Source organism: Kitasatospora sp. NBC_01539, assembly GCF_045040525.1.
In the GTDB taxonomy this organism is placed as follows: domain Bacteria; phylum Actinomycetota; class Actinomycetes; order Streptomycetales; family Streptomycetaceae; genus Kitasatospora.
Genome location: NZ_CP109390.1, coordinates 4,942,016 through 4,965,769 on the forward strand (window position 1 = coordinate 4,942,016; position 23,754 = coordinate 4,965,769).

General features: G+C 72.4%; 21 protein-coding genes. 3 read left to right on the forward strand and 18 right to left on the reverse strand.

What is annotated here, in order from left to right:
- Positions 1-38 precede the first annotated feature (38 nt).
- From OG335_RS21370 to OG335_RS21450, 17 genes are all read right to left on the reverse strand, one after another.
- Positions 39-2,387: an immune inhibitor A domain-containing protein gene (locus tag OG335_RS21370; RefSeq protein WP_405012726.1), complete on the reverse strand. Its 2,349-nt coding sequence runs from the start codon at positions 2,385-2,387 to the stop codon at positions 39-41.
- A gap of 346 nt (positions 2,388-2,733) precedes the next feature.
- Positions 2,734-5,250: an ATP-dependent Clp protease ATP-binding subunit gene (locus OG335_RS21375; protein ID WP_405012727.1), complete on the reverse strand. Its 2,517-nt coding sequence runs from the start codon at positions 5,248-5,250 to the stop codon at positions 2,734-2,736.
- Between the two features lie 633 nt (positions 5,251-5,883).
- The gene (locus tag OG335_RS21380; RefSeq protein WP_405012728.1) at positions 5,884-6,240 is read right to left on the reverse strand and encodes an Lsr2 family protein; all 357 of its coding nucleotides are present in this window, start codon (positions 6,238-6,240) and stop codon (positions 5,884-5,886) included.
- Positions 6,241-6,356: 116 nt separating this feature from the next.
- A complete protein-coding gene (locus OG335_RS21385; protein ID WP_405012729.1) occupies positions 6,357-6,884 on the reverse strand; it encodes an amino-acid N-acetyltransferase in 528 nt (175 codons plus the stop codon).
- Positions 6,885-6,893: 9 nt separating this feature from the next.
- A complete protein-coding gene (locus tag OG335_RS21390) occupies positions 6,894-7,331 on the reverse strand; it encodes a BlaI/MecI/CopY family transcriptional regulator (RefSeq protein WP_405012730.1) in 438 nt (145 codons plus the stop codon).
- Between the two features lie 117 nt (positions 7,332-7,448).
- The gene (locus tag OG335_RS21395) at positions 7,449-7,607 is read right to left on the reverse strand and encodes a hypothetical protein (protein ID WP_405012731.1); all 159 of its coding nucleotides are present in this window, start codon (positions 7,605-7,607) and stop codon (positions 7,449-7,451) included.
- A gap of 4 nt (positions 7,608-7,611) precedes the next feature.
- Positions 7,612-9,156 (reverse strand): bifunctional lysylphosphatidylglycerol synthetase/lysine--tRNA ligase LysX, encoded by a 1,545-nt coding sequence (gene lysX / locus OG335_RS21400; protein WP_405012732.1) that lies wholly within the window; start codon positions 9,154-9,156, stop codon positions 7,612-7,614.
- Between the two features lie 101 nt (positions 9,157-9,257).
- Positions 9,258-10,916: a hypothetical protein gene (locus tag OG335_RS21405; RefSeq protein WP_405012733.1), complete on the reverse strand. Its 1,659-nt coding sequence runs from the start codon at positions 10,914-10,916 to the stop codon at positions 9,258-9,260.
- 222 nt (positions 10,917-11,138) lie between these two features.
- Positions 11,139-11,843, reverse strand: a complete 705-nt coding sequence (locus OG335_RS21410; protein ID WP_405012734.1) for a hypothetical protein — start codon at positions 11,841-11,843, stop codon at positions 11,139-11,141.
- A gap of 145 nt (positions 11,844-11,988) precedes the next feature.
- Positions 11,989-12,804 (reverse strand): type III pantothenate kinase, encoded by an 816-nt coding sequence (locus tag OG335_RS21415; protein WP_405012735.1) that lies wholly within the window; start codon positions 12,802-12,804, stop codon positions 11,989-11,991.
- Positions 12,805-12,829: 25 nt separating this feature from the next.
- The gene (gene nadC, locus OG335_RS21420) at positions 12,830-13,786 is read right to left on the reverse strand and encodes a carboxylating nicotinate-nucleotide diphosphorylase (RefSeq protein WP_405012736.1); all 957 of its coding nucleotides are present in this window, start codon (positions 13,784-13,786) and stop codon (positions 12,830-12,832) included.
- An 85-nt stretch (positions 13,787-13,871) separates the two neighbouring features.
- A complete protein-coding gene (locus OG335_RS21425; RefSeq protein WP_405012737.1) occupies positions 13,872-15,539 on the reverse strand; it encodes an L-aspartate oxidase in 1,668 nt (555 codons plus the stop codon).
- A gap of 17 nt (positions 15,540-15,556) precedes the next feature.
- Positions 15,557-16,033, reverse strand: coding sequence for an aspartate 1-decarboxylase (gene panD / locus OG335_RS21430; protein ID WP_405012738.1), 477 nt, complete (start codon positions 16,031-16,033; stop codon positions 15,557-15,559).
- A 68-nt stretch (positions 16,034-16,101) separates the two neighbouring features.
- Complete coding sequence (gene panC, locus OG335_RS21435; protein WP_405012739.1) at positions 16,102-16,995, reverse strand: pantoate--beta-alanine ligase; 894 nt, start codon at positions 16,993-16,995, stop codon at positions 16,102-16,104.
- Entirely contained in the window at positions 16,995-17,942 is a 948-nt protein-coding gene (locus OG335_RS21440; protein ID WP_405012740.1) for a Rossmann-like and DUF2520 domain-containing protein, read from the reverse strand. Before OG335_RS21440 ends, panC begins: the two co-directional genes overlap by 1 nt.
- A 118-nt stretch (positions 17,943-18,060) precedes the next feature.
- A complete protein-coding gene (locus tag OG335_RS21445; protein WP_405012741.1) occupies positions 18,061-18,750 on the reverse strand; it encodes a response regulator in 690 nt (229 codons plus the stop codon).
- A gap of 35 nt (positions 18,751-18,785) precedes the next feature.
- Entirely contained in the window at positions 18,786-19,973 is a 1,188-nt protein-coding gene (locus tag OG335_RS21450; protein ID WP_405015476.1) for a sensor histidine kinase, read from the reverse strand.
- A gap of 142 nt (positions 19,974-20,115) precedes the next feature.
- On the opposite strand from OG335_RS21450, the gene OG335_RS21455 reads away from it, so the two are divergent.
- Together OG335_RS21455 and OG335_RS21460 are read left to right on the forward strand one after the other, a co-directional pair.
- Positions 20,116-21,126 carry an SAM-dependent methyltransferase gene (locus OG335_RS21455; RefSeq protein ID WP_405012742.1) on the forward strand — a complete coding sequence of 337 codons (1,011 nt, stop codon included), beginning with the start codon at positions 20,116-20,118 and terminating at the stop codon, positions 21,124-21,126.
- A complete protein-coding gene (locus OG335_RS21460; protein WP_405012743.1) occupies positions 21,123-22,286 on the forward strand; it encodes an NADH-quinone oxidoreductase subunit D in 1,164 nt (387 codons plus the stop codon). The genes OG335_RS21455 and OG335_RS21460 overlap by 4 nt, the downstream gene beginning before the upstream one ends.
- A gap of 31 nt (positions 22,287-22,317) precedes the next feature.
- Here OG335_RS21460 and OG335_RS21465 read toward each other — a convergent pair whose 3' ends face one another.
- Positions 22,318-23,181: a hypothetical protein gene (locus OG335_RS21465; protein WP_405012744.1), complete on the reverse strand. Its 864-nt coding sequence runs from the start codon at positions 23,179-23,181 to the stop codon at positions 22,318-22,320.
- A 202-nt stretch (positions 23,182-23,383) separates the two neighbouring features.
- On the opposite strand from OG335_RS21465, the gene OG335_RS21470 reads away from it, so the two are divergent.
- Positions 23,384-23,728, forward strand: coding sequence for a WXG100 family type VII secretion target (locus OG335_RS21470; protein WP_405012745.1), 345 nt, complete (start codon positions 23,384-23,386; stop codon positions 23,726-23,728).
- Positions 23,729-23,754: the final 26 nt, after the last annotated feature.

Genomic DNA, 23,754 nt, shown 5'->3' on the forward strand with positions numbered 1-23,754 from the left:
AGAGCGGGCCGACGGATGCGGTCAGAGGACCTCGTGGGTCACTTGACCGGGCGGACCATGAGGATGGTCTCCAGCTTGTTGGAGCTGTTCCACAGCACGTCGATCGCGGTGTGGGTGTTCGGGACCTTCACGCTGCTGTACGGGGTCGACGCGTCCCAGTACGCCTTGCTGTCGTTGAACGTGGCGACGGCGGAGGCGCTCGGGATCTTGGTGAGGACGTCGGCCCGGTGCAGCTGCAGGCCGTCGGTGCGCTCGAGCCCGAAGGTCGAGTCGTAGCCCTGGATGCGCGAGCGCATCAGGGTGCCGTCGGCCCACTTGATCGGGGTCGGGTGCGAGTCGACCGGCAGGACGAGACCGGAGCCCGGGTGGCTGGTGACGTTGTTGTCGGACTGCGAGGTGTCCCACAGCCAGATCAGGATGCCGTCCTGGTTCTTGTAGTGGTCCACCCAGTCCGGGCGGGCCGTGGAACCGAAGACGTACGGACCGGTCTTCAGCGTGGTGTCGTAGGACACGTACTGACGGTTCTCGACGATGTAGTACTGGGCGTAGTCGTTGGAGAACTTGCCCGTGATCCGCGAGAAGCCGGTGGCGGTCCAGCCGTTGTCGCCCTGCTCGGCGTCGTCGCTGAACAGCGCGGAGCCGTCGGCGGTGACCGCGATGTTGTCCAGCGCGAGGCCCTTCATGTGCAGGCCGCCGTCGGTGGTGTAGTGGAAGCGGACCTTGACGGCCTTGCCGGCGTAGGCGTCGAGCGAGTACGACAGGTCGCCCCACGCGCCGCCCGAGGTGCCGGTGAGGGCCGGCGCGTCGGCGCCGTCACGCTGCAGCTGGGTGCCGTTGAAGGTGCCGTCGACCGCGGTCCAGTTGGCGCCGCCGTCGGTGGAGACCTCGGCGTAGCCGTAGTCGTAGTCCTGCTCGATGTCGTACCAGGCCTTGGCGGTCAGCGTGGCCGCCGACTTGCCGGTCAGGTCGACGTCGCGCACCAGCGAGACGTTGAGGTCGTCGGCGCTGCCGCTCCACCACTCGTTCGCACCCGCGTACGGGGTGTTGACCTCGGTGGTGACGGTCTTCTTCGGGAGGTCGACCACCACGGCCTGCGGGCGCTTGGTGTTGTACTCCGCCGGACCGGTCAGGTGGAAGGACAGCTTGTTGGCGGTGGCCTTGTCGTAGGTCAGCCAGCCGAGCTGCAGCTTCGACCAGGCGTCGAGGTCGCCCGGCTTGTCGCCGATCTCGGTCTTGCCGTCGCCGAGCCAGGAGCCGGACGACATGAGCGACCAGAAGCCGACCGAGTTGTCGTCGGCACCGGCGGTGTCGTACAGGTCGGGCAGGCCGAGGTCGTGGCCGTACTCGTGCGCGAAGACGCCCAGGCCGCCGTTCTCGGGCTGCATGGTGTAGTCGCCGACCCAGATGCCGGACGCGCCGACCGGGGTGCCGCCGAGCTTGTTGTTGTCCGGGCCGGTCTTGCCGGCCTGGGCGCCGTACACGTAGCTGCGGTGGGCCCAGAGCGCGTCGGTGCCCTGGACGCCGCCACCGGCGGACTGGTCCTCACCGGCGTGCACGATCTGGAAGTGGTCGATGTAGCCGTCGGGCTCGTTGAAGTTGCCGTCGCCGTCGAAGTCGTACCGGTCCCACTGGTCGTACTGCGCGATGGCGGCCTGGATCTGAGCGTCCGTCTGGCCCTTGGCCTTCTGGTCGGCGACCCAGGCGTTGATGCCGTCGCGGATCAGGTCCTGCGCGTTGTTGCAGACGTGGGCGCCGCAGTAGTCCGAGCCGTAACGGGCCTCGTTCCACGGCACGCGCACCCAGTCGGTGACCTGGCCGTCGACCGAGTAGCGGCCGGAGGACTGCTTCTCGTAGAAGGTCTTCAGCGAGTCGCCGGTCTTGGAGAAGTACAGGCCCTGGTAGTGCGCCTGGTTGTAGTCGGCCTGCCAGGCGGTGGAGTTGTCCTTGGCGCGGTCCGGCTGGGCGATCTGGTTGTGGCCCGGGCCGGGCTGGCCGCCGTACTTGACCTTGCCGTCGGCGGTGGTGGTGGTGGTGTCCACCTGGTCGCCGAAGTCCACCAGGATGGTGAAGATCTTGTCCGTGCGCTCACGGGCGAGCTCGACGTACTTGTCGCGGCCGAGCTTCACGGAGGTGCTGCTGCCGTGCTTCTCGATCTTGGCGGTGCCCGCCAGGAGCTGCTCGGTGGCGGCCTTCTGCTCGGCCTCGACCTTCTCGGTCAGCGGACCCGGCAGGTCGTGGTCGACCTTGAGCGCCTGCGCGTCGGCAGGGTCGTTCGAGACAGGGGTCGGCGTGGCGGCGGTGGCCGTCCCGGGCAGCAGGCCCGCGCCGAGCGCGGCCGTGACCGCGACGGCGGCAGTGGCCGCAGCGACCCTCTTGGATATCTTCAACGTGGTGACGTCCTCCCCTTACCGGCCGGGCTCTTGGCCCGCCGGCGAACCAATGAAAGACAGGTGGACGACATTGGATCCAAGCCAGGATGAAAAAGAAAGACCTTGACCATGCATGATCACACCGCTATCCTCCGGCGCTCGTGATCAACTGATGATCAGTCAAGACTAAAGCCTGCGCCCCTGTTCAGGGCATGCATCGCACCCGTACCAGCTCGCGTGTCGCGCCGAGAGGCGCCCGAGACGGCCGGGATCACAGGTTATGGATGTCTAAACAGTTTTGAAACAGAAAACGCCTCGGCCCCGACGGATCGTCGGGGCCGAGGCGTTTTTCGGGTTTTGCGGGTTACTTCGTCAGGTCCGGGCCGGGCGAACCGACCGCGGCCGGAGTGTCCGCCACGGGCGACTTCTCCTCACCGCGGAAGGTGAACTTCGCTTCCTTGCCCTCGCCCTCGGTGCCGACGACCACGATGTGGCCGGCGCGCAGCTCGCCGAAGAGGATCTTCTCGGAGAGGTGGTCCTCGATCTCGCGCTGGATCGTCCGGCGGAGCGGACGGGCGCCCAGGAGCGGGTCGTAGCCCTTCTTCGCCAGCAGCTTCTTGGCCTCGATGCTGAGCTCCAGGCCCATGTCGCGGTCCTTGAGGCGGCCGTCCACCTTGTCGATCATGAGGTCGACGATCTGGATGATGTCTTCCTCGGTCAGCTGGTGGAAGACGACGATGTCGTCGACACGGTTGAGGAACTCCGGCCGGAAGTGCTGCTTGAGCTCCTCGCTGACCTTCGCCTTCATCCGCTCGTACCCGCTCTGGGCGTCACCTGCGGCCGCGAAGCCGAGGTTGAAGCCCTTCGAGATGTCCCGGGTGCCGAGGTTGGTGGTCATGATGATGACCGTGTTCTTGAAGTCGACCACGCGGCCCTGGGAGTCGGTCAGGCGACCGTCCTCCAGGATCTGCAGCAGCGAGTTGAAGATGTCCGGGTGGGCCTTCTCGACCTCGTCGAAGAGGACGACGGAGAACGGCTTGCGGCGCACCTTCTCGGTGAGCTGGCCGCCCTCCTCGTAGCCCACGTAGCCGGGGGGCGAGCCGAAGAGCCGGGAGACGGTGTGCTTCTCCGAGAACTCCGACATGTCGAGGGCGATGAGCGCGTCCTCGTCGCCGAAGAGGAACTCCGCCAGCGTCTTCGAGAGCTCGGTCTTACCGACACCGGACGGGCCGGCGAAGATGAACGAGCCACCGGGGCGCTTCGGGTCCTTGAGGCCCGCACGGGTGCGCCGGATGGCCTGGGAGAGCGCCTTGATGGCGTCCTTCTGGCCGATGACGCGCTTGTGCAGCTCGTCCTCCATGCGCAGCAGCCGGGAGGACTCCTCCTCGGTGAGCTTGAAGACCGGGATGCCCGTGGCGGTGGCCAGGACCTCCGCGATGAGCTCCTCGTCCACCTCGGCGACGACGTCCATGTCGCCGGCCTTCCACTCCTTCTCCCGCTTCGCCTTCGCGGTGAGGAGCTGCTTCTCGTCGTCGCGCAGCGACGCGGCCTTCTCGAAGTCCTGCGCGTCGATCGCGCTCTCCTTCTCGCGGCGGACGTCGGCGATCTTCTCGTCGAACTCGCGCAGGTCCGGCGGCGCGGTCATCCGGCGGATGCGCATCCGGGAGCCGGCCTCGTCGATCAGGTCGATCGCCTTGTCCGGCAGGAAGCGGTCCGAGATGTACCGGTCCGCCAGGGTGGCGGCGGCGACCAGGGCGGCGTCGGTGATCGAGACGCGGTGGTGCGCCTCGTACCGGTCGCGCAGGCCCTTGAGGATCTCGATGGTGTGCGGCAGCGACGGCTCGGCGACCTGGATCGGCTGGAAGCGGCGCTCCAGCGCGGCGTCCTTCTCCAGGTGCTTGCGGTACTCGTCGAGCGTGGTGGCACCGATCGTCTGCAGTTCGCCGCGGGCCAGCATCGGCTTGAGGATGCTCGCCGCGTCGATCGCGCCCTCGGCGGCGCCCGCGCCGACCAGGGTGTGCAGCTCGTCGATGAACAGGATGATGTCGCCGCGGGTGCGGATCTCCTTGAGCACCTTCTTCAGGCGCTCCTCGAAGTCACCGCGGTACCGGGAGCCGGCGACCAGGGCACCGAGGTCGAGGGTGTAGAGCTGCTTGTCCTTCAGCGTCTCCGGGACCTCGCCCTTGATGATCGCCTGGGCGAGGCCCTCGACCACGGCGGTCTTGCCGACGCCGGGCTCACCGATCAGCACGGGGTTGTTCTTGGTGCGGCGGGACAGCACCTGCATGACCCGCTCGATCTCCTTCTCGCGCCCGATCACCGGGTCGAGCTTGGCCTCGCGGGCGGCCTGGGTGAGGTTGCGGCCGAACTGGTCGAGGACCAGCGAGGTGGAGGGGGTGCCCTCCGCCGGGCCGCCGGCCGCGGCCGACTCCTTGCCGCCGCCCGAGTATCCGGAGAGCAGCTGGATGACCTGCTGGCGCACCCGGTTGAGGTCCGCGCCGAGCTTCACCAGGACCTGGGCGGCGACGCCCTCGCCCTCGCGGATCAGACCGAGCAGGATGTGCTCGGTGCCGATGTAGTTGTGACCGAGCTGAAGGGCCTCGCGGAGCGACAGCTCCAGGACCTTCTTCGCCCGGGGGGTGAAGGGAATGTGACCGGACGGGGCCTGCTGGCCCTGGCCGATGATCTCCTCGACCTGCTGCCGGACCGCCTCGAGCGAGATCCCGAGGCTCTCCAGGGCCTTGGCGGCGACACCCTCACCCTCGTGGATCAGGCCCAGGAGGATGTGCTCGGTGCCGATGTAGTTGTGGTTGAGCATCCGGGCTTCTTCCTGAGCCAGGACGACAACCCGCCGCGCGCGGTCGGTGAACCTTTCGAACATCGTTTTCGCTCCTCAGAGCGGTCGGCCAGTGCGGGGTCCGTCCCCGCCCTGTCCTTCCGCATGCTAGTCCCGCTCAGCGGCGCGGCCCACGGACAGCCCCACTCGCGTGGGGACATCATGCTGCGCGACCAGCCGACACCATTCCCAACCTGATGTTGGGAGACGGTGTTCCCACAGGTGGCCCTGATGCACCCGATAGCCGCTACGCCATCGGCGAACAGGCACCCCCGGTGCGGGGACGGCCGGCCGCGCGGACTGTCCTGGCGGGGGCCCTGTCGACCCCGCCCACCTGCATTCATACCCGGTATTCGGGGGAGATTCGCGCTGTTTCCCGGGTGGCGCTGTTCGCCTGGCGAGAAGTCCGCCCGGAACGCGGCCCCGGGAGGGGCCCGGTCGTCGCGGCCGGAATGACGCCGCACCGGGCCGACCGCCCTGGTCGGGGCGTCGGCCGGGCCCGCGGGTTCCGTCGGTCGGACGCGTCCCGCCGGCCGCTCCGCTCCCTACAGCGTTGCACAGCACGGCCCGGTCCCGCTGCCCGTCATCGGACCGGCCGATCATGCGCATGCCATGACAATGGTGCGCGATCGGCCGGTTCCGTTCCCGGGGCGGGCCCGGTTCCGGCGCCGCCGTCCGTCAGGAGGCGTGCGCCTTGTCGTACTGCGCCTTGATCTCGCTGGGGACGCGGCCCCGGTCGTTGATCTCCAGGCCCTGCTCCTTGGCCCAGCTGCGGACCTTCGCGGTGTCCGGCCCCGAGGCGGCGGCGGGACGACCCGCGCTCCGGCTGCTCGTGGCGCGGCGGGCACCCACGATGCGGCCGCTCTGCTTGCGGCCCTTCTCGACGTACGGGGCCAGCAGATCGCGGAGCCTGTCCGCGTTGGCGCTCTTCAGGTCGATCTCGTAGGCAACGCCGTCCAGCGCGAACGTCACCGTTTCGTCCGCGGAGCCACCGTCGAGATCGTCTTCAAGAATGACCTGCACCCTCTGTGCCACGGGCTTCCCTTTCCGAGTAAACGACCATTTGCCTAGGCAAAGGAAACCGCCTTTTCCCGGAAAACACAAACCCCTGCCGCCCGGAGTCGGGCCCGCAGGGCGCACGGGGGCAGCGCTCAGAGGTGCAGCAGCATGCGTGAGTTGCCCAGGGTGTTCGGCTTGACCCGCTCCACGTCAAGGAACTCCGCGACACCTTCATCGTACGAGCGCAGGAGTTCTTCATAGACTTCCGCCGCGACGGCCGCCGGGTCCGAGGTGCTGTCGTCGGTCTCGCCGATCTCGACGAAACCGTGTTTCGTGAAGAAGGCCACCTCGAACGTCAAGCAGAAAATCCGACGGACGCCGAGCCAGCGGGCTGTCTGCACCAGCTTCTCCAGGAGCACGTGCCCGATGCCGAGCCCCTTGCAGGACGGATGGACCGCGAGCGTGCGGACCTCGGCCAGGTCCTCCCACATGACGTGCAGGGCGCCGCAGGCGACCACGGTGCCCGTGTCGTCGCGCTCGGCCACCCAGAACTCCTGCACGGATTCGAACAGAGTGACGGTCGGCTTGTCGAGCAGAATGCCGTCCCGTGAATAGGCGTCGATGAGCGCCCGCACGGCCCGCACGTCGGTGGTCCGCGCCCGGCGGATGGTGACCTCCATGCCGGGACGTTATCGTGCCGCACCGCCCCCGGTCTCCCCGGTTCCGCGGGAAGGGCCCGCGGGTTCCGGCGGATCCGGTTCCGCGGGGAGGACCGCGGTGACCCGCAGGGCGTCCCGGAGGGCCTCCCGCTGCTCCGGCGACATCAGCCCGAAGAAGTGCACGAGGGCCGCCGCCGGATTGTCGCTGGTGGCCCAGGCGTCGTTCATCAGCGCCGCCGTGTACGCCTCGCGGGAGGAGACCGGCTCATATCGATAGGCCCGGCCGACCTGTTCCCGGCGCAGCCAGCCCTTTCTGTGGAGCTTGTCGAGCACCGTCATCACGGTCGTGTAGGCGATATCGCGTTCCGCCTGCAGATCGTGCAGAACCTCGCGAACCGTGACCGGGCGGTTCCACTGCCACACCCTGGTCATGATGTCGTTCTCGAGTTCTCCGAGTTGCCGCACCATAGTCCGGCCAGGATAGGAACTGAATCGGACAAAATTGGCGATTCGGCAAGCGAACGGCGCGCCGCCGCCCCCGTGGCGGGGGCGGCGGCGCGCCGGATGGGTCCCCGGAGCGCCCGGCTATTCGGCGGTGCGGCCCGCCGAGGCGGCCATCGCGTCGGCCGCGGCGTCCTCCTTGCCCTTCTGGGAGCCGCCCTGGCTGCGGATGATCGCCCGCACCAGGAAGCCGAAGCCGATCGCCATGACCAGCGGCGGCACGATCGCACTGACGTAGTCCATCAGGTCACTCCTCCTCGGAGGTGGTGGTGGTCTGCTTCTCCGGCTTCACCAGCGGGAACAGCACCGTCTCGCGGATGTTCTTGCCGGTCAGCAGCATGATCAGGCGGTCCACGCCGAGGCCGAGGCCGCCGGTCGGGGGCATCGCGTACTCCAGGGCGCGGAGGAAGTCCTCGTCGACCTGCATGGCCTCGACGTCGCCGCCGGCCGCCAGCAGCGACTGCGCGGTGAGGCGGGCGCGCTGCTCGACCGGGTCGATCAGCTCCGAGTAGGCGGTGCCGATCTCGGTGCCGAAGATGACCAGGTCCCACTTCTCGGCGACGCCCGGGATCGAGCGGTGCTGCCGGGTGAGGGGGGAGACCTCGGTCGGGTAGTCCCGGATGAAGGTCGGGCGGATCGCGTGGTGCTCCAGCAGCCGCTCGATCATCTCCAGGACGATCTGGCCGTGCCCCCACTCCTTCTCCCACGGCACGCCGGCCCCGTCGGCGAGGCGGCGCAGCTCGTCCACCGTGGTGTCGGGGGTGATCTCGGTGCCGATCCGGGCGGAGATCCCCGGGTAGACGGAGACCTCCTCCCAGGGCTCGGCCAGGTCGATCTCGTGCTCCTCGCCGTCCGGGCCGAGGCCGCGCACGACGGTGGTGCCGAGGGCGTCCCGGGCGGCGTTGACGACGATCGCGCGGATCAGTTCGGCCTGGGTGTCGTAGTCGCCGTACGCCTCGTACGACTCCAGGGCGGTGAACTCCGGGTTGTGGGTCGCGTCGGCGCCCTCGTTGCGGAAGTTCCGGTTGATCTCGAAGACCTTCTCGGCGCCGCCGACGACCAGCCGCTTGAGGTAGAGCTCGGTGGCGATGCGCAGGTACAGCTCGATGTCGTACGCGTTGATGTGCGTCGTGAAGGGACGGGCGTTGGCGCCGCCGTGGATCGGCTGCAGCATCGGGGTCTCGACCTCGAGGTAGCCGCGGTCCTCGTAGGTGCGGCGGATCGAGCGGACGACCTTCGTGCGCAGCCGGAGCATCTCGCGCGCCTCGGGGTTCACGATCAGGTCGACGTACCGCTGGCGCACCCGCGCCTCGGGGTCGGTCAGGCCCTTGTGCTTGTCGGGCAGCGGCCGCAGGCACTTGGCGGTGAGCTCCCAGCGGTCGACCATCACGCTGAGCTCGCCGCGGCGGGAGGTGATGACCTCGCCCTCGACGCCGACCTGGTCGCCGAGGTCGATGTCGGTCTTCCAGGCGCCGAGCCGCTCCTCGCCGAGCTTGTCGAGGGAGAACATCACCTGGAGGTCACCGGAGCCGTCGCGCAGCGTGGCGAAGCAGAGCTTGCCGCCGGTGCGGGCCAGGATGACGCGGCCGGTGATGCCGACCCGCTCGCCGGTGGCGGTGTCCGCGGCGAGGTCCGGGTGCTTGGCCCGCAGGTCGGCGATGGTGGAGGTGCGGGGGAAGCCGACCGGGTAGGGGTCGACGCCGGCCGCCCGGAGCCGGTCCAGCTTCTCGCGCCGGACGCGCATCTGCTCGGGGAGGTCGTCGGTCGCAAGGACGGTGCTCTGATCGCTCACCCCACAAGGGTAGCCACCGGCACGGCCTGGTCCGGCACGGGATACGCGCAGCGGCCCCGGGCGTCACGGGGACGCTCCGGGGCCGCCGGTTGCCGGACGGGTCAGCCGTGCGAGCCGGCGCGGCGGCGGCGTGCCAGCAGGAGCACGGTGCCGCCGACCGCCACGGCGCCGGTGCCGATCCCGACCATCGGGCCGATGGCGGAGGCGCCGGTGAAGGCCAGGCCGCCGCCGGTGCCGCTTCCGGCCCCGGCACTCCCGGAGGCGGAGGCGGAGGGGGACGGCGTCGCCGAGGCGGACGGAGAGGCCGAGCCGGTCGGTGAGGCGGACGCCGACGTGCTCGGGGACGTTCCCGGGGCGGGGACCTGGCCGTCCGGTGCCGCGCCGAGCGTCACCCGGGTCAGGTCGTTGTCCGGGTGGGGGTCCCACGGCATGACGGCGGAGGGGTGACCGGGCTCGTTGTCACTGCGGGTGTTCTGCAGCGAGACGACCGCGACCGGGCCCGTCCCGGTGGTCCTCAGCTCGAAGTCGAAGGTCTTCTGGAATCCGGCCGGCACGTCCCACGGGCCGGTGCAGGACCACGTGAGGTGGTCCCCGCCCTCGGCGGATTCGCAGCCGGCGGGCTTCCCGGTGACGACCGTCCCGGCGGGGAGCACCACGCGGACGTTCGGTGCGGCCTCGCCGCCGCTGCGGTCCAGCAGGTGGCCGGGGCCGCTGTTGCGGAGGCCTGCGGTCAACCTGCCGACGTGATCGCCCGTACCGGGCACCCAGGCGCCGATGGCCGAGAAGTCCGCGGTGTTGTCGACCTCCACGGCGATCGAGACCATGTTCTCGTCGTACCGGGTGGCGTTCGGGGGTCCCGGCTTCGTGTCCTCCGACTCGGCCCTTCCGGCCGTGAGCCGCGCGGGGCCGGAGCCGTGTTCGAAACCGAGCCGGGCGCGGTACCGGGCGGTCTGGTCGCTCTCGCCGGGGAAGGCGGTGACGTCGATCCAGCTCTTCAGCGCGTCGCTGCCGACCCCGAGCCGTACCGGATCGATCGTGACCGTCTCGCCGGGGGCGACGGAGGTGTTGATGGTGCAGATCGCCAACTCGGGCGCACCGGCGCCGCTCGCGTACTCGCAGTTGGCGAACCGGTGCTCGATGGTCAGGCCGGCGATCGCGTCGAAGACCAGGACGAGGCGGCCGCTGGGCAGCGACCCCTGGTTCACGATCTTCAGGACGGGAGTGACGGACGAACCGGGCTTGAGCCCCTTCAGCTGGCTGTCCGTGGAGATCCGCAGGTCGGGGCCGCCCACCGAGACGAGGACGTCCGCCGTGACGGTGCCCGCGTCGGTGGCCTCGGTGACCAGCAGGTGCCCGGTGCTGCCGAGGGCTGCTCCCTTGACGGCGGTGAGCTCCGGACTCACCTGGTGGCTCAGCTTGCCGTCCTGCGAGTAGAGCAGGGACGTGCAGGTGAAGACGGCGTTCGCGGAGGTGCAGGCGGAGCCACCGAGGTTCGGGTCGAGCTCGGCCAGGCCGGCGAGGCCGCTCGCGTCGAAGGTGTACGTGATGGCGTGCTGGCCCTTAGCCACGGTGCCGGTCAGGTTGAGCGTGACCGGCTTGGCGACGGCATCGCCCGTCGCGGGCCGTGGGATGACGGAGACAGCGGCCGGCGCGTCGAGGGCGAGATCCGCGGCGTGCGCCGGCGCGGCGAACGAACCGCCGAGGGCGATGGACGAAACGGCGGTCGCCAGGCCGATGATGCGTGCGCGCGTACGGCGCATGGTCCCCCCGAGAGATCGGTGTACGTGTGCCCGCAGACCCTAGGACGTTCCCGGTCCGGCAGCAGCCAGATCAATCGGACAGTTCGGGACGTGAACGTTCGTATCGATAGCAGAAGTTGCAGACCTGTGACCGAAGGCCGCCACGGCATCGACGCGGGCATGCCGCGGGGGCGGTCCGCGGCGCTCTGCCGCGGGCCGCCCCCGAACGGGCCTCCGCCGTGCTCAGCCGGTGCCGGTGGCGAGTTCGGTGCCTTCGTCGTCGTCCTCGGGGGCGGGCGGCTCGTTCTGCGGGTTCGCCTTGGTGCGTCGCCCGAAGAGTTCGGCGGGGGTCGGCATCCGGCGCGGCTGGGGGCGCTCGGCGGGGGCCGGGGACTTGGGGGTGCTCATGGGGATGCGTCCTCCAACGGTGATGGCGGGCAGGGACTCGGACGCCGGGTTCGGGACGGCCGTCAGGTGGCGCTGCCCCGAGGTGAGGGACAGCCGCTCGCGCACCTCCGCCTCGGCCAGGGCGTGGCAGCGGCCCGCCAGGCGGGAGCGGCGCGAGCGCTCGGCCGGGCCGCAGGGCAGCCGGGAGAGCGACCGCAGCGCGGAGAGGTCGTCCGGGGTGGGGAGGTAGCCGTCGGTGACCGCCTCCTCCAGCCGTTCGAGGTAGCCGCAGGCGCTGCCGGGCAGTGCGGCGCGGTAGCGGGACAGGTCGGCCAGCAGGAAGCTGCGCAGCCGTCCGCCCTCCCGTGCGGCCTCGTCGATCGACTCGGTGAGCCGCAGCGCCTCCTGGACGTCCTCCGCCCACAGCGCGGCGGACAGTCCGGGCGGTTGCAGCCGCTCGTGGAGGGCCGGGTAGAGGGCTTGGGCGAGGGCGCGGCGCAGCACGCGGACTTCGTCGGCGCTGAAGGCCATGCCGCCGCGCGATCCGTGTGGCGTAGGCATGAGGTGACAGTACGTGGCGTACGTCCGATTTCGGGCGATTGGCGCCGCCGTTGTCCCGATTGGCGTATCTGCCGCTGATCCGACCTGCCGACGGCCGGCCCGGAGGACCGGACCGGCCGTCAGCAGGCTTTCCCGCCCGGCCCGTTCAGGCCGCCCTGTTGCGCTCGAAGACCAGCCGCAGGCCGATCAGCGTGAGCCAGGGCTCGTGCACGTCGATCGTCTCCGCCTCGCCGAGCACCAGCGGCGCCAGGCCGCCGGTGGCGATGACCTGGACGTCGTCCGGGTCCTTGGAGAGCTCCCGGGACATCCGGTTGACCAGGCCGTCGACCTGTCCGGCGAAGCCGTACAGGATGCCCGACTGCATCCCTTCAACGGTGTTCTTGCCGATGACGTTGCGGGGGCGGGCCAGCTCGATCTTGCGGAGCTGCGCGCCGCGCATGCCGAGCGCCTCCACCGAGATCTCGATGCCGGGCGCGATCGCCCCGCCGACGTAGTCGCCGCGGGCGTTCACCGCGTCGAAGGTGGTGGCGGTGCCGAAGTCGACCACGATGCACGGGCCGCCGTAGAGGTGGTTGGCGGCGAGCGCGTTCACGATCCGGTCGGCGCCGACCTCCTTGGGGTTGTCCATGAGGACGTGCACGCCGGTCTTCACCCCCGGCTCCACGATCACCGCGGGCACGTCGCCGTAGTAACGGCGCGTCACCTCGCGGAGCTCGTGGAGCACGGCGGGCACGGACGAGCAGATCGCCAGCCCCGACACCCGGTCGTCGCCCGCGGGCGTGCCGGCCGCCCGCGGGGTGCCGGCGACCGGGTGGGCGCCCATCAGCCCCTGCATCAGCACCGCCAGCTCGTCGGCGGTGCGGCGGGGATCGGTCGAGATCCGCCAGTGTTCGACGATGTCCTCGCCGTCGAACAGGCCGAGCGTGGTCTGGGTGTTGCCGACGTCGATGCTGAGGAGCACGGGATGGCTTTCTGTCGAGGTGGGGTCAGGCCCGGAGGTCCAGGCCGATGTCGAGGACGGGCGAGGAGTGGGTGAGGGCGCCGACGGCCAGGTAGTCGACACCAGTCTCGGCGACCTCGCGGGCGGTGGCCAGGGTCAGCCCGCCGGAGGCCTCCAGCCTCGCCCGGCCGGCCACCAGGGCGACGGCCTCCTTCAGCTGCGGCACCGTGAAGTTGTCGAGCAGCACGAGGTCGGCCCCGGCCTCCAGCACCGGCGGGATCTGCTCCAGGGTGTCGACCTCGATCTCCACCGGCAGGTCCGGGTACGCGGCCCGGACGGCCAGGAACGCCTCCGCGACGCCGCCGGCCGCCACCACGTGGTTGTCCTTCACCAGCGCGGCGTCGGAGAGCGCCATGCGGTGGTTCGCGCCGCCGCCGCAGCGCACCGCGAACTTCTCCAGCGCCCGCAGGCCCGGCGTGGTCTTGCGGGTGTCGCGGACGGTCGCGCCGGTGCCCTCCAGGGCGTCGGCCCAGGCGCGGGTGGCGGTGGCGATGCCGGAGAGGTGGCAGAGCAGGTTCAGCGCGCTGCGCTCGGCGGTGAGCAGGTCGCGGGTGCGGCTGCGCACCGAGAGCAGCACCTGGCCGGCCTCGACCCGGGCGCCGTCCTCGACGTGCCGCTCGACCTCGAACTCCTCCTCGCAGACCAGCGACACCACGGCCTCGGCCACCCGCAGGCCCGCGACGACGCCGGCCTCGCGGGCCGTGAAGTCGGCGGTGGCCACGGCGTCCGCCGGGACGGTCGCCACGGAGGTCACGTCCTCGCCGCCGGCCAGGTCCTCGCCGAGCGCGAGCATCGCGATGTCCTCGACCTCGACCGGGTCGAGGCCGGCCTTCTCCAGCAGCCCGGCCAGGGCCGGGTCCAGGCCGGTCTCGTACGCCTCGCCCTCGCCGCAGGCGCAGCCGTCGCCGCAGCCGCCGGCCATGGGAAGTTCGTCGTGGGTCATCGGGTGCTCCTTGAACTCTGACGTCCGGCGCGGGCCGGGCGGAGGGTGGGCGGCCGTCGGCCGCGCGGGACGTGGACGGGGCAGGTCAGGGCCGGCCGGCGGACGCCTCGGGGGCGCCGTCCGAGCCGAGGACGGTGACCACGTGGCGCAGCCAGTGCGCGTCGTCGCGCTCCGGGAAGTCCTCGCGCCAGTGGCAGCCGCGGGTCTCCTCGCGCAGCACCGCGGCGGCGACCAGGGCGGTCGCCACCAGGTGCAGGTTGGCGGCCTCCCAGGTCTCCACCCGGGGGTCGGCGGGCTTGCCCTCGTCGAGGTGGGTGCCGGCCTCCCGGCCGAGCGCGGCGAGGCCCTCGGCGGTGGCGGCCATCGACGCGGCCGAGCGCAGCACGCCCGCACCGCGCGACATCAGCCGCTGGATCTCGGCCCGGGTCTCCGGGGCGAGCAGCGGCGCGGTGCGCGCCGAACGGGCGGCGGCGACGTCGACCGAGCGCTCGGGGAGGTCGCCGGCGCGGTGGCGTTCGGCCAGGTCGGCCGCGATCCGCTCGGCGAAGACCAGGCCCTCCAGCAGGGAGTTGGAGGCCAGCCGGTTGGCGCCGTGCACACCGGTGCAGGCGACCTCGCCGCAGGCGTACAGGCCGGGCACGGTGGTGCGGCCGGTGAGGTCGGTGCGGACGCCGCCGGAGGCGTAGTGCGCGGCGGGCGCGACCGGGATGAGGCCGGTGACCGGGTCGATGCCGTGCGAGCGGCAGGAGGCGAGGATGGTGGGGAAGCGCTGCTCCCACATCTCGGCGCCGAAGTGCCGGCCGTCGAGGTACATGTGCTCGGCGCCCTGCAGCTGCATCTGCCGGGTGATGGCCTTGGCGACGATGTCGCGCGGGGCCAGCTCGGCGAGTTCGTGCTGCCCGGCCATGAACCGCACGCCCGCGCCGTCGACGAGGTACGCGCCCTCGCCGCGGACGGCCTCGGAGACCAGCGGCTGCTGGCCCTCGGCGTCCGGGCCGAGCCAGAGCACGGTGGGGTGGAACTGGACGAACTCCAGGTCGGTGACCTCCGCACCGGCGCGGAGCGCCAGCGCGACGCCGTCGCCGGTGGAGACCGCCGGGTTGGTGGTGGCGGAGAAGACCTGGCCCATGCCGCCGGTGGCGAGCACCACGGCGCGGGCGCGGATCGCGCCGACGCCGTCGCGCTGGCCCTCGCCCATGACGTGCAGGGTCAGGCCCGCGGCGCGGCCGTCGGCGTCGGTGAGGAGGTCGAGGACGAGGGCGTGCTCGATCAGCTCGATGCCCGGGTCGGAGCGGACGGCGGCGACCAGTGCGCGGGATATCTCCGCGCCGGTGGCGTCGCCGCCGGCGTGGGCGATCCGGCGGCGGTGGTGGCCGCCCTCGCGGGTGAGGAGGATCGCGCCGTCGGCGTCCTGGTCGAAGGCGGCGCCGGTGCCGATCAGCCGGTGCACGGCGTCGGGGCCCTCGGTGACGAGGGTGCGCACGGCTTCCTCGTCGCAGAGGCCGGCGCCGGCGACGAGGGTGTCGTCGAGGTGCTGCTCGGGGGTGTCGCCGTCGCCCAGGGCGGCGGCGATGCCGCCCTGGGCCCAGCGGGTGGAGCCGTCGTCGAGCATCGCCTTGGTGACCACCATGGCCCGCAGGCCGGCCTTGCGGACGTTGAGCGCGACGGTGAGGCCGGCGACCCCGGAGCCGACCACGACGACGTCGGTGGTCGTGGTCCAGCCGGGGACGGGGGCGGTCAGGCGGTACGACATGGCGTTCACATGCTCCTTCAGCGCGCGGCGGTGGGGGTCGCGCCGTTCGCATCACGGTACGCGCCCCCTGCCGTCGGGGTGGGGGCCACCAGGTCGCCGCGGACGAGGCCGCCGCCCTCGGGTGCCTCGGCGGCGTCGCCGCCGAGGCCGGTGATCCGGTTGTCGCCGTCCACGAAGACCACCTTCGGCAGGTAGCCCTTGGCCTCGGCGGTGTCCATCTGCCCGTAGGCGATGAGGATCACCAGGTCGCCGGGGTGCACGAGCCGGGCGGCCGCGCCGTTGATGCCGATCACGCCGGAGCCGCGCGGCCCGGCGATGGTGTAGGTCTCCAGGCGGGCGCCGTTGTTGATGTCGACGATGTGGACGAGCTCGCCGGCGAGCAGGTCGGCGGCGTCGAGCAGGTCCTCGTCGACGGTGACGGAGCCGACGTAGTGCAGGTCGGCCTGGGTCACGGTGGCCCGGTGGATCTTGGACTTGAGCATGGTGCGGAGCATCTGGTCACGCCTCCTGTGAGTGCATGCCTACTACGGACGGTGCGGATGGTGCGGTGCGGTGGTGCCGTTCATCGGACGATGATGCCGGTGTTGTCGATCAGGCGGGCGGGGCCCACCTTCGCGGCGACGGCCAGCACCGCCTCGCCCTGGAAGTCGTCCGGCACCTCGGTGAAGGAGTCCGGGTCGATCAGGGCGAGGTAGTCGAGGGTGACGCCGTCGGCGGTGTCCAGGACGCCCGCGGCCGCGTCGCGGACCGCCTTCGGGCCCTGCGCGCCCGCGTCGCGGCCGGCGAACAGCGCCTTCGAGAGGGCGAGTGCCTGCGCACGCTCGGCGTCGGAGAGGAAGCGGTTGCGCGAGGACAGCGCCAGGCCGTCCTCCTCGCGGACGGTCGGGACGCCGACGATCTCCACGTCGAAGTCGAGGTCGGCGACCATCCGGCGGACGAGCGCCAGCTGCTGGGCGTCCTTCTCGCCGAAGAACGCGAAGTCCGGGTCGGTGATGTGCAGCAGCTTCGCGACGACGGTCAGCATGCCGTCGAAGTGCCCGGGCCGGGAGGCGCCTTCGAAGCCGGCGCCCATCGGGCCCGCGGAGAGGCGCACCTGCGGCTCGCCGTTCGGGTACACCTCCTCGGTGGTGGGGGCGAAGACGACGTCCGCGCCGAACTCCTGCGCGAGCGCGAGGTCGGCGTCCAGACTGCGCGGGTAGCGCTCCAGGTCCTCGCCCGCGCCGAACTGCAGCGGGTTGACGAAGACCGTCACCGCGACCCGGCCGTCCTGGCCGACCTGCTTGCGGGCGGCGCGGATCAGTGCGGCGTGCCCGGCGTGCAGCGCGCCCATCGTCATGACGACGGCGTTGTCCACCGGCTGCTCGTCGGGCCAGAAGGCCGCCTCGAACTCGGTGACGGTGCGGGTGAGCACGGTCGTGGGGGTGGCCTTCGCCTTCGGCTGCCTGCCGCGTGCCATCAGGTGGTCTCCTCGTTCAGTACGTCCAGCAGCGCCGCCGCCGCCTCTTCCTTGAGCGATCCGCCCCGGACCGCCCGCTGCGCGGTGGCGCGGGCCATCGCACGGTACGCCTGGCCGATGTCCGGCGACACCGCTCCCAGCTGTCCCAGGTGGCGGCGGACGGTGCCGGCGTCGCCACGGGCGACCGGGCCGGTGAGTGCCGCGTCGCCGGAGCGCAGGGAGTTGTCGAGGGCGGCGCCGAGCAGCGGGCCGAGCAGCCGCCCCGGCTCGGCGACGCCTGCGGTGCGCAGCAGCTCCATCGCCTGCGCGACCAGCGTGACCAGGTGGTTCGCGCCGTGCGCGAGCGCCGTGTGGTAGAGCGGACGCACCTCCTCGGGCACCCACTCGGGCTCGCCGCCCATCTCCACCACCAGCGCCTCGGCGACGGGTCGCAGCTCCGGCGGCGCCGTCACGCCGAACGGGCAGCCCGCCAGGCGGTCCAGGTCGACGGAGGTGCCGGTGAACGTCATCGCCGGGTGCAGGGCCAGCGGCAGCGCGCCCGCGCGGGTGGCCGGCTCCAGCACGGCGACGCCGTGCGCGCCCGAGGTGTGCACCACGATCTGTCCGGGCCGGACGGCACCGGTGGAGGCCAGCCCGGCGACCAGGTCGGCGAGCGCGTCGTCGGGCACGGTGAGCAGCACCAGGTCGGCGGCGGCCAGCACCTGCGGCGGGGAGACCAGTCGCACGCCCGGCAGCAGCGCGTCGGCCCGCCGCCGGGAGACGGCGGACACCCCGGACGCGGCGACCACCCGGTGCCCGGCGAGCTGCAGGGCGGCACCCAGCGCGGGCCCGACCCGGCCGGTGCCGACCACGCCGACCGCGAGGCGGGCGGGCCGGTTCTCCGGGTCCAGCGGATCACCGAAGGGATCGGTCGGCCCGAGGGCCGGGGCATTGTCGGACGCGCTCACCGCTCGGCCCTCGTCATTGCTTTCCCGTTCCAGTCCTGTGCAGGTACCAGACGTACCGGTCCATCGTACGGGTCGGCCGCGGCGGGCCCGCGTGGGGCCGGGCGGCACGCGGGTGCGGTCAGTCCGCTGCGCCGGCGCGGACGAGGCCGTTCTCGTAGGCGAGGACCACGGCCTGGACCCGGTCGCGCAGGCGGAGTTTGGCGAGGATCCGGCCGACGTGGGTCTTCACGGTCGCCTCGGACAGGCCGAGGCGCGCGGCGATCTCGCTGTTCGACAGGCCCTGGGCGACCAGCAGGAACACCTCGCGCTCGCGGTCGGTGAGCGGCTCCAGCACGGGTGCGCCGGGCGCCGAGGAGGGGGTCGGCAGCACCTGGGCGAAGCGGTCGATCATCCGCCGGGTGGTCGTCGGCGCGACCACCGCGTCGCCGCCGTGCACCGAGCGGATCGCCGCGACCAGCTCGGTCGGCGGCACGTCCTTGAGGAGGAAGCCGCTCGCCCCGGCCTTCAGGGCGGCGAAGGCGTACTCGTCGAGGTCGAAGGTGGTGAGGATGAGCACGTGCGGCGCCCCGGGGCGGGGTGCGCCGGTGGCGTCCAGGCAGATCTGTCGGGTGGCCTGCACGCCGTCCATGCGCGGCATCCGGACGTCCATGAGGATCACGTCGACCTCGGCGTGCGCCAGCACCTCCAGGGCCTGGGCGCCGTCGCCGGCCTCGGCGGAGATCTCGATGTCGCCCTGCGACTGCAGGACCATCCGGAAGCCCGTCCGCAGCAGTTCCTGGTCGTCGACGAGCATCACGCGGATGGGCACGGTCGGGCACTCCTTCGTCGGCGGGACCATCGGGTTCACTTGGCGGCCCTCAGCGGGAGGACGGCCCGGATGCGGAAGCCGCCGCCGGGCCGCGGGCCGACGTCGAGGCTGCCGCCGACCATGCCGACGCGCTCGCGCATGCCGATCAGACCATGGCCGGTGCCGTCGCCACCACCGTCGTCGGCCCGGGTGCCGACGGCGCCGCGGCCGTCGTCCTCGACGAACACCTCCAGGTCGTGCGCGCCGAAGTCGACGGCGACCCGCGCCCGGACGCCCGGACCGCCGTGCTTGCGCACGTTGGTCAGTGCCTCCTGGACGATCCGGTAGACCGTCAGCTCCAGTCCGCGCGGCAGCTCCCGCTGGTCGCCGGAAGTGGCGAAGTCGACCGGCAGGCCGGCCGTGCGGACCTGCTCCAGCAGGTCCGGCAGCTCCTCCACGCCGGGCTGCGGCACGTACTCCCCGGCCGTCTCGGAGGTGCGCAGCACCCCGAGCAGCCGGCGCATCTCGACCAGTGCCTGGCGGCCGGTGCCGGCGATGGTGGCGAGCGCCTCCTTCGCCTGCTGCGGCGAGTTGTCCAGCACGTAGGCGGCGCCGTCGGCCTGAACGATCATCACCGAGACGTTGTGCGCGACGACGTCGTGCAGCTCGCGGGCGATCCGGGCGCGCTCGGCGGCGACCGCGACCTTCGCGCGGGCGTCCCGCTCGCGCTCCAGCCGGGCGGCCCGGTCCTCCAGCTCGACCAGGTACGCCGCCCGGACCCGGGTCAGCCGGCCCCACGCCCAGCACAGCACGAACGGCGTCGACATCAGCACCGCGATGAACACCGACTGCCACGTGCCGGGCCCGGGCGGCGGTGCGGCGTCCACGGTCTCCGGCGGGCTGCCGCTCCCGTCGAACCGCCACAGCGTCAGCGGGCCGGCCGCCAGCCCCACCACCAGCACCAGCCGCGACGCCCACGGCGAGCCGAAGGCGGCTCCGGTGTAGGCGAAGACCAGGTAGCCGATCGACGACCCGCCCGGCTCGACGTGCAGGGCGATCTGGCCCAGCCCGAGCGCGGTGCCGCCGGCCGCGGCGAGGTCCGGCCGGCGGCGCCGGACGGCCATCAGGCCCGCGATCGCGAAGGACACGGCCACGCCGCCGTACCGCTGCCAGCCGGAGCCGGTGAAGTCCGAGAGCAGCCCCAGCAGCAGGACGACCAGTGCCCAGGCGGAGTCCACCACCATCGGGTGGCGGCGGAGCCAGGCGTTGAGTCGATGCACCTCTCAAGCGTAGGCAGTCGCGGAGGGCCCCCAGGTCCGCCGTGAGGGCGATCCGGTATCCGCCGCAGGGTGGAGACGCCCCCTCCGGAAGGTAGCGTCCTGCCCCATGACGTGGATGCGGTGGCGGCCCGCCATGGAACGCGCGCTGTACGGCCCCGACGGCTTCTACCGCAGGCCGGAGGGCCCGGCCGGGCACTTCCGGACGTCCGTGCACGCCTCGGCGGGGTTCGCGGGGGCGGTGGCCCGGCTGCTCGCCGAGGTGGACGAGGCCCTCGGCCGCCCGGCGGAGCTGGCCTTCGTCGACGTCGGGGCGGGCCGCGGCGAGCTGACCGCGGGCGTGCTCGCGGCCCTCGACGCGCCGACGGCCGCGCGGGTCCGCCCGTACGCGGTGGAGCTCGCCGCCCGGCCGGCCGGCCTGCCGGAGCGGGTGGTGTGGACGGACCGGCCGCCGGCGGGGGTGCGCGGGCTGCTGTTCGCCAACGAGTGGCTCGACAACGTGCCGCTGGACGTCGCCGAGCCCGGCGAGGACGGCGTGCTGCGCTACGTCGAGGTGTCGCCGGAGGGGGAGGAGCGCCCGGGCGGCCCGCTGGACGCCGCCGACGCCGCGTGGGCGGCCCGCTGGTGGCCCGGCGGCGGACGCGTCGAGATCGGCCGCCCCCGCGACGAGGCCTGGGCGCGGGCCGTCGGCAGCCTCGCGCAGGGACTCGCGGTCGCCGTCGACTACGCGCACGGCGCCGGGGACCGCCCGCCGTTCGGCACCCTCGCCGGCTTCCGGGCCGGCCGCGAGGTGCCGCCCGTCCCCGACGGCAGCTGCGACGTCACCGCGCACGTCGCCCTCGACGCCGCGGCCGCGCCCGCCGTCCACAGCCTGTGGACGACGCAGCATGCCGCCCTGCACGCGCTCGGCGTGCACGGCGGACGGCCGCCGCTCGCCCTCGCCTCCAGCGACCCCGCGGCCTACCTGCGCGCCCTCGGCGGCGCCGGGGAGGCGGCGGAGCTGACCGACCCGGCCGGCCTGGGCGGGTTCGGCTGGCTCGCACAGGCCGTCCGCATGCCGGTACCGCGGAGCCTGGCGGGCCTGCCCGCGCCCGCGGGGTGGCAGACTCTGATGCCATGAGGGAGACGACGGTCGGCATCGGCGCGGGCGCGGAGCAGTTCACGGGCGAGCTCGGCACCAGCGACATGGTGCTCAACATCGGCCCGCAGCACCCGTCCACGCACGGCGTGCTGCGGCTGAAGCTGGTGCTGGACGGCGAGCGGATCGTCACCGCGGAGCCGGTCATCGGCTACATGCACCGCGGCGCGGAGAAGCTCTTCGAGGCCCGCGACTACCGCCAGATCATCATGCTGGCCAACCGGCACGACTGGCTCTCCGCCTTCTCCAACGAGCTCGGCGTGGTGCTCGCCGTCGAGCGGATGCTCGGCATGGAGGTGCCCGAGCGGGCCGTCTGGACCCGCACCCTGCTCGCCGAGCTCAACCGGGTGCTCAACCACCTGATGTTCCTCGGCTCGTACCCGCTGGAGCTCGGCGGCATCACGCCGATCTTCCACGCCTTCACCGCCCGCGAGGAGCTCCAGCACGTGCTGGAGGAGGCCTCCGGCGGCCGCATGCACTACATGTTCAACCGGGTCGGCGGCCTCAAGGAGGACCTCCCCGCCGGCTGGCTCGGCCGGGTCCGCCGGGCGGTCGCCGCCGTCCGCGACCAGCTGCCCGTGTACGAGGACCTCGTGCTCGGCAACGAGATCTTCCGCGGCCGCACCGCCGGCGTCGGCGTCCTCACCCGCGAGCAGGTGCACGCCTACGGCGTCAGCGGCCCGATCGCCCGCGCCAGCGGCGTCGACTTCGACCTCCGCCGCGACGAGCCCTACCTCGCCTACGGCGAGCTGCAGGACGTGCTCACCGTCGTCACCCGCGAGGAGGGCGACTGCCTCGCCCGCTTCGAGTGCCTGCTGGAGCAGGCCGCCAACTCCCTGGCCCTCGCCGACGCCTGCCTCGACCGCCTCGCGCAGTCCGCCCCCGGGCCGGTCAACCAGCGGCTGCCCAAGGTGCTCAAGGCCCCCGAGGGCGCCACCTACGCGTGGACCGAGAACCCGCTCGGCGTCAACGGCTACTACCTGGTCTCGCGCGGCGACAAGACGCCGTGGCGGCTCAAGCTCCGCTCGGCGTCGTACAACAACATCCAGGCACTGACCGAGCTGCTGCCCGGCACCCTGGTCGCCGACATGGTCGCGATCCTCGGCTCGATGTTCTTCGTCGTCGGCGACATCGACAAGTAGGCCGGGCGGCGCCCCCCGCCCGGCCCGCCCGTCAGTCGGCGGGGTGCGGGGCGAGGTTCCGGTGGCCGCCCGAGGCGATCCGCTCCTCGCAGAGCCCCACCAGCACCGCGTACGCCTCCGGGCCCATCAGCTCGGTCAGCTCGGCGCGGTAGCCGATGTACACCGGGTCGGGCGCGTTGTGCGCCTCCGGGCTCCCGGTGCACCACCAGTGCAGGTCGTGGCCGCCCGGCCCCCAGCCGCGCCGGTCGTACTCGCCGATGCTCACCTGCAGGTAGCGGGTGTCGTCCGGGCGGTCGATCCAGTCGTAGGTGCGCCGGACCGGCAGCTGCCAGCAGACGTCCGGCTTGGTCTCCAGCGGCTCGCGCCCCTCGGACAGCGCCAGGATGTGCAGCGCGCAGCCCGCGCCGCCCGCGAAGTCCGGGCTGTTGCGGAACAGGCAGGCGCCGTCGATCCGGCGGGTCTGCCGGTCGCCGTCCTCGTCGAACATCGTGATGCCGCCGTCGAGCCTGATCCGGCCCTTGGCGTCGGTGCCGTGCGCGTGGTTCTCCCACATCTGCGGGGTCAGCCGGGCCGCGTGCCCGGCCACGCGCTGCTCGTCGTCCTCGTCGGAGTAGTGCGCGCCCAGCGTGCAGCAGCCGTCCGAGGCGCCGCGGCCCTCCCGGATGCCGTGGCAGCCCTTGCCGAAGATGCAGCCCCAGCCCGACGTCAGCCAGGTGAGGTCGCAGCGGAACACCTGCTCGTCGTCGGCCGGGTCGCCGAACTCCGCCCAGGCCCGGGGGAAGTCCAGCGGAACCTCCGGCCGCACGGTCGGCATCGCCAGGTCGACGACCGTCGGGGCCGCCCCCGAGCTGCTCTTGCCCGGCTTCTTGCGCTTCTCGGTCTCTGCTGCTGCCACGCTGCAAGGGTATGGCCTCGCCGCGGCATCCCCGCAGTACCGGGGCCCGGAACCGCCCGGACGCGGTGTGCGCAGGCCCGCGGCGGCTCGTGAAGGCAGGGTGAAAACGCCCGCAGGGCCCGCGGCGGCCCCACCCGCGGGCCCTAGGATGGCGGGCTGCAGACGGCGCGTACGGGGACGCAACGGACGACGGGGGACGGCGATGACCGACAAGGTCCTGATCAAGCCTTGGGAACTGCACGGCGAGGGGCGGGAGTTCGAGACCGTCTCGAACGCGTTCGCCCGGGCCGCGCTCGACCTGGAGAACGGCCTCGCGGCCCTCGGCACCCCCTGGGGCCGGGACGAGCCCGGCCAGGGCTTCGGCACCGCCTACGAAGGCGCCCGCGAAGGCGTCCTCGCCGGTCTGCAGGGTCTCGCCGACCGCCTCGGCGGTGTCGGCTCCGGCCTCCACACCATGGCCGACAACGCCGAACACACCGACCGGGACAACCGCGACGCCTTCCGGGCGATCCGCCCGGGAACCGGCCCGGGCCCGTCCGCGGTCTGATCCGACGGACCGTCAAGCCGCACCAC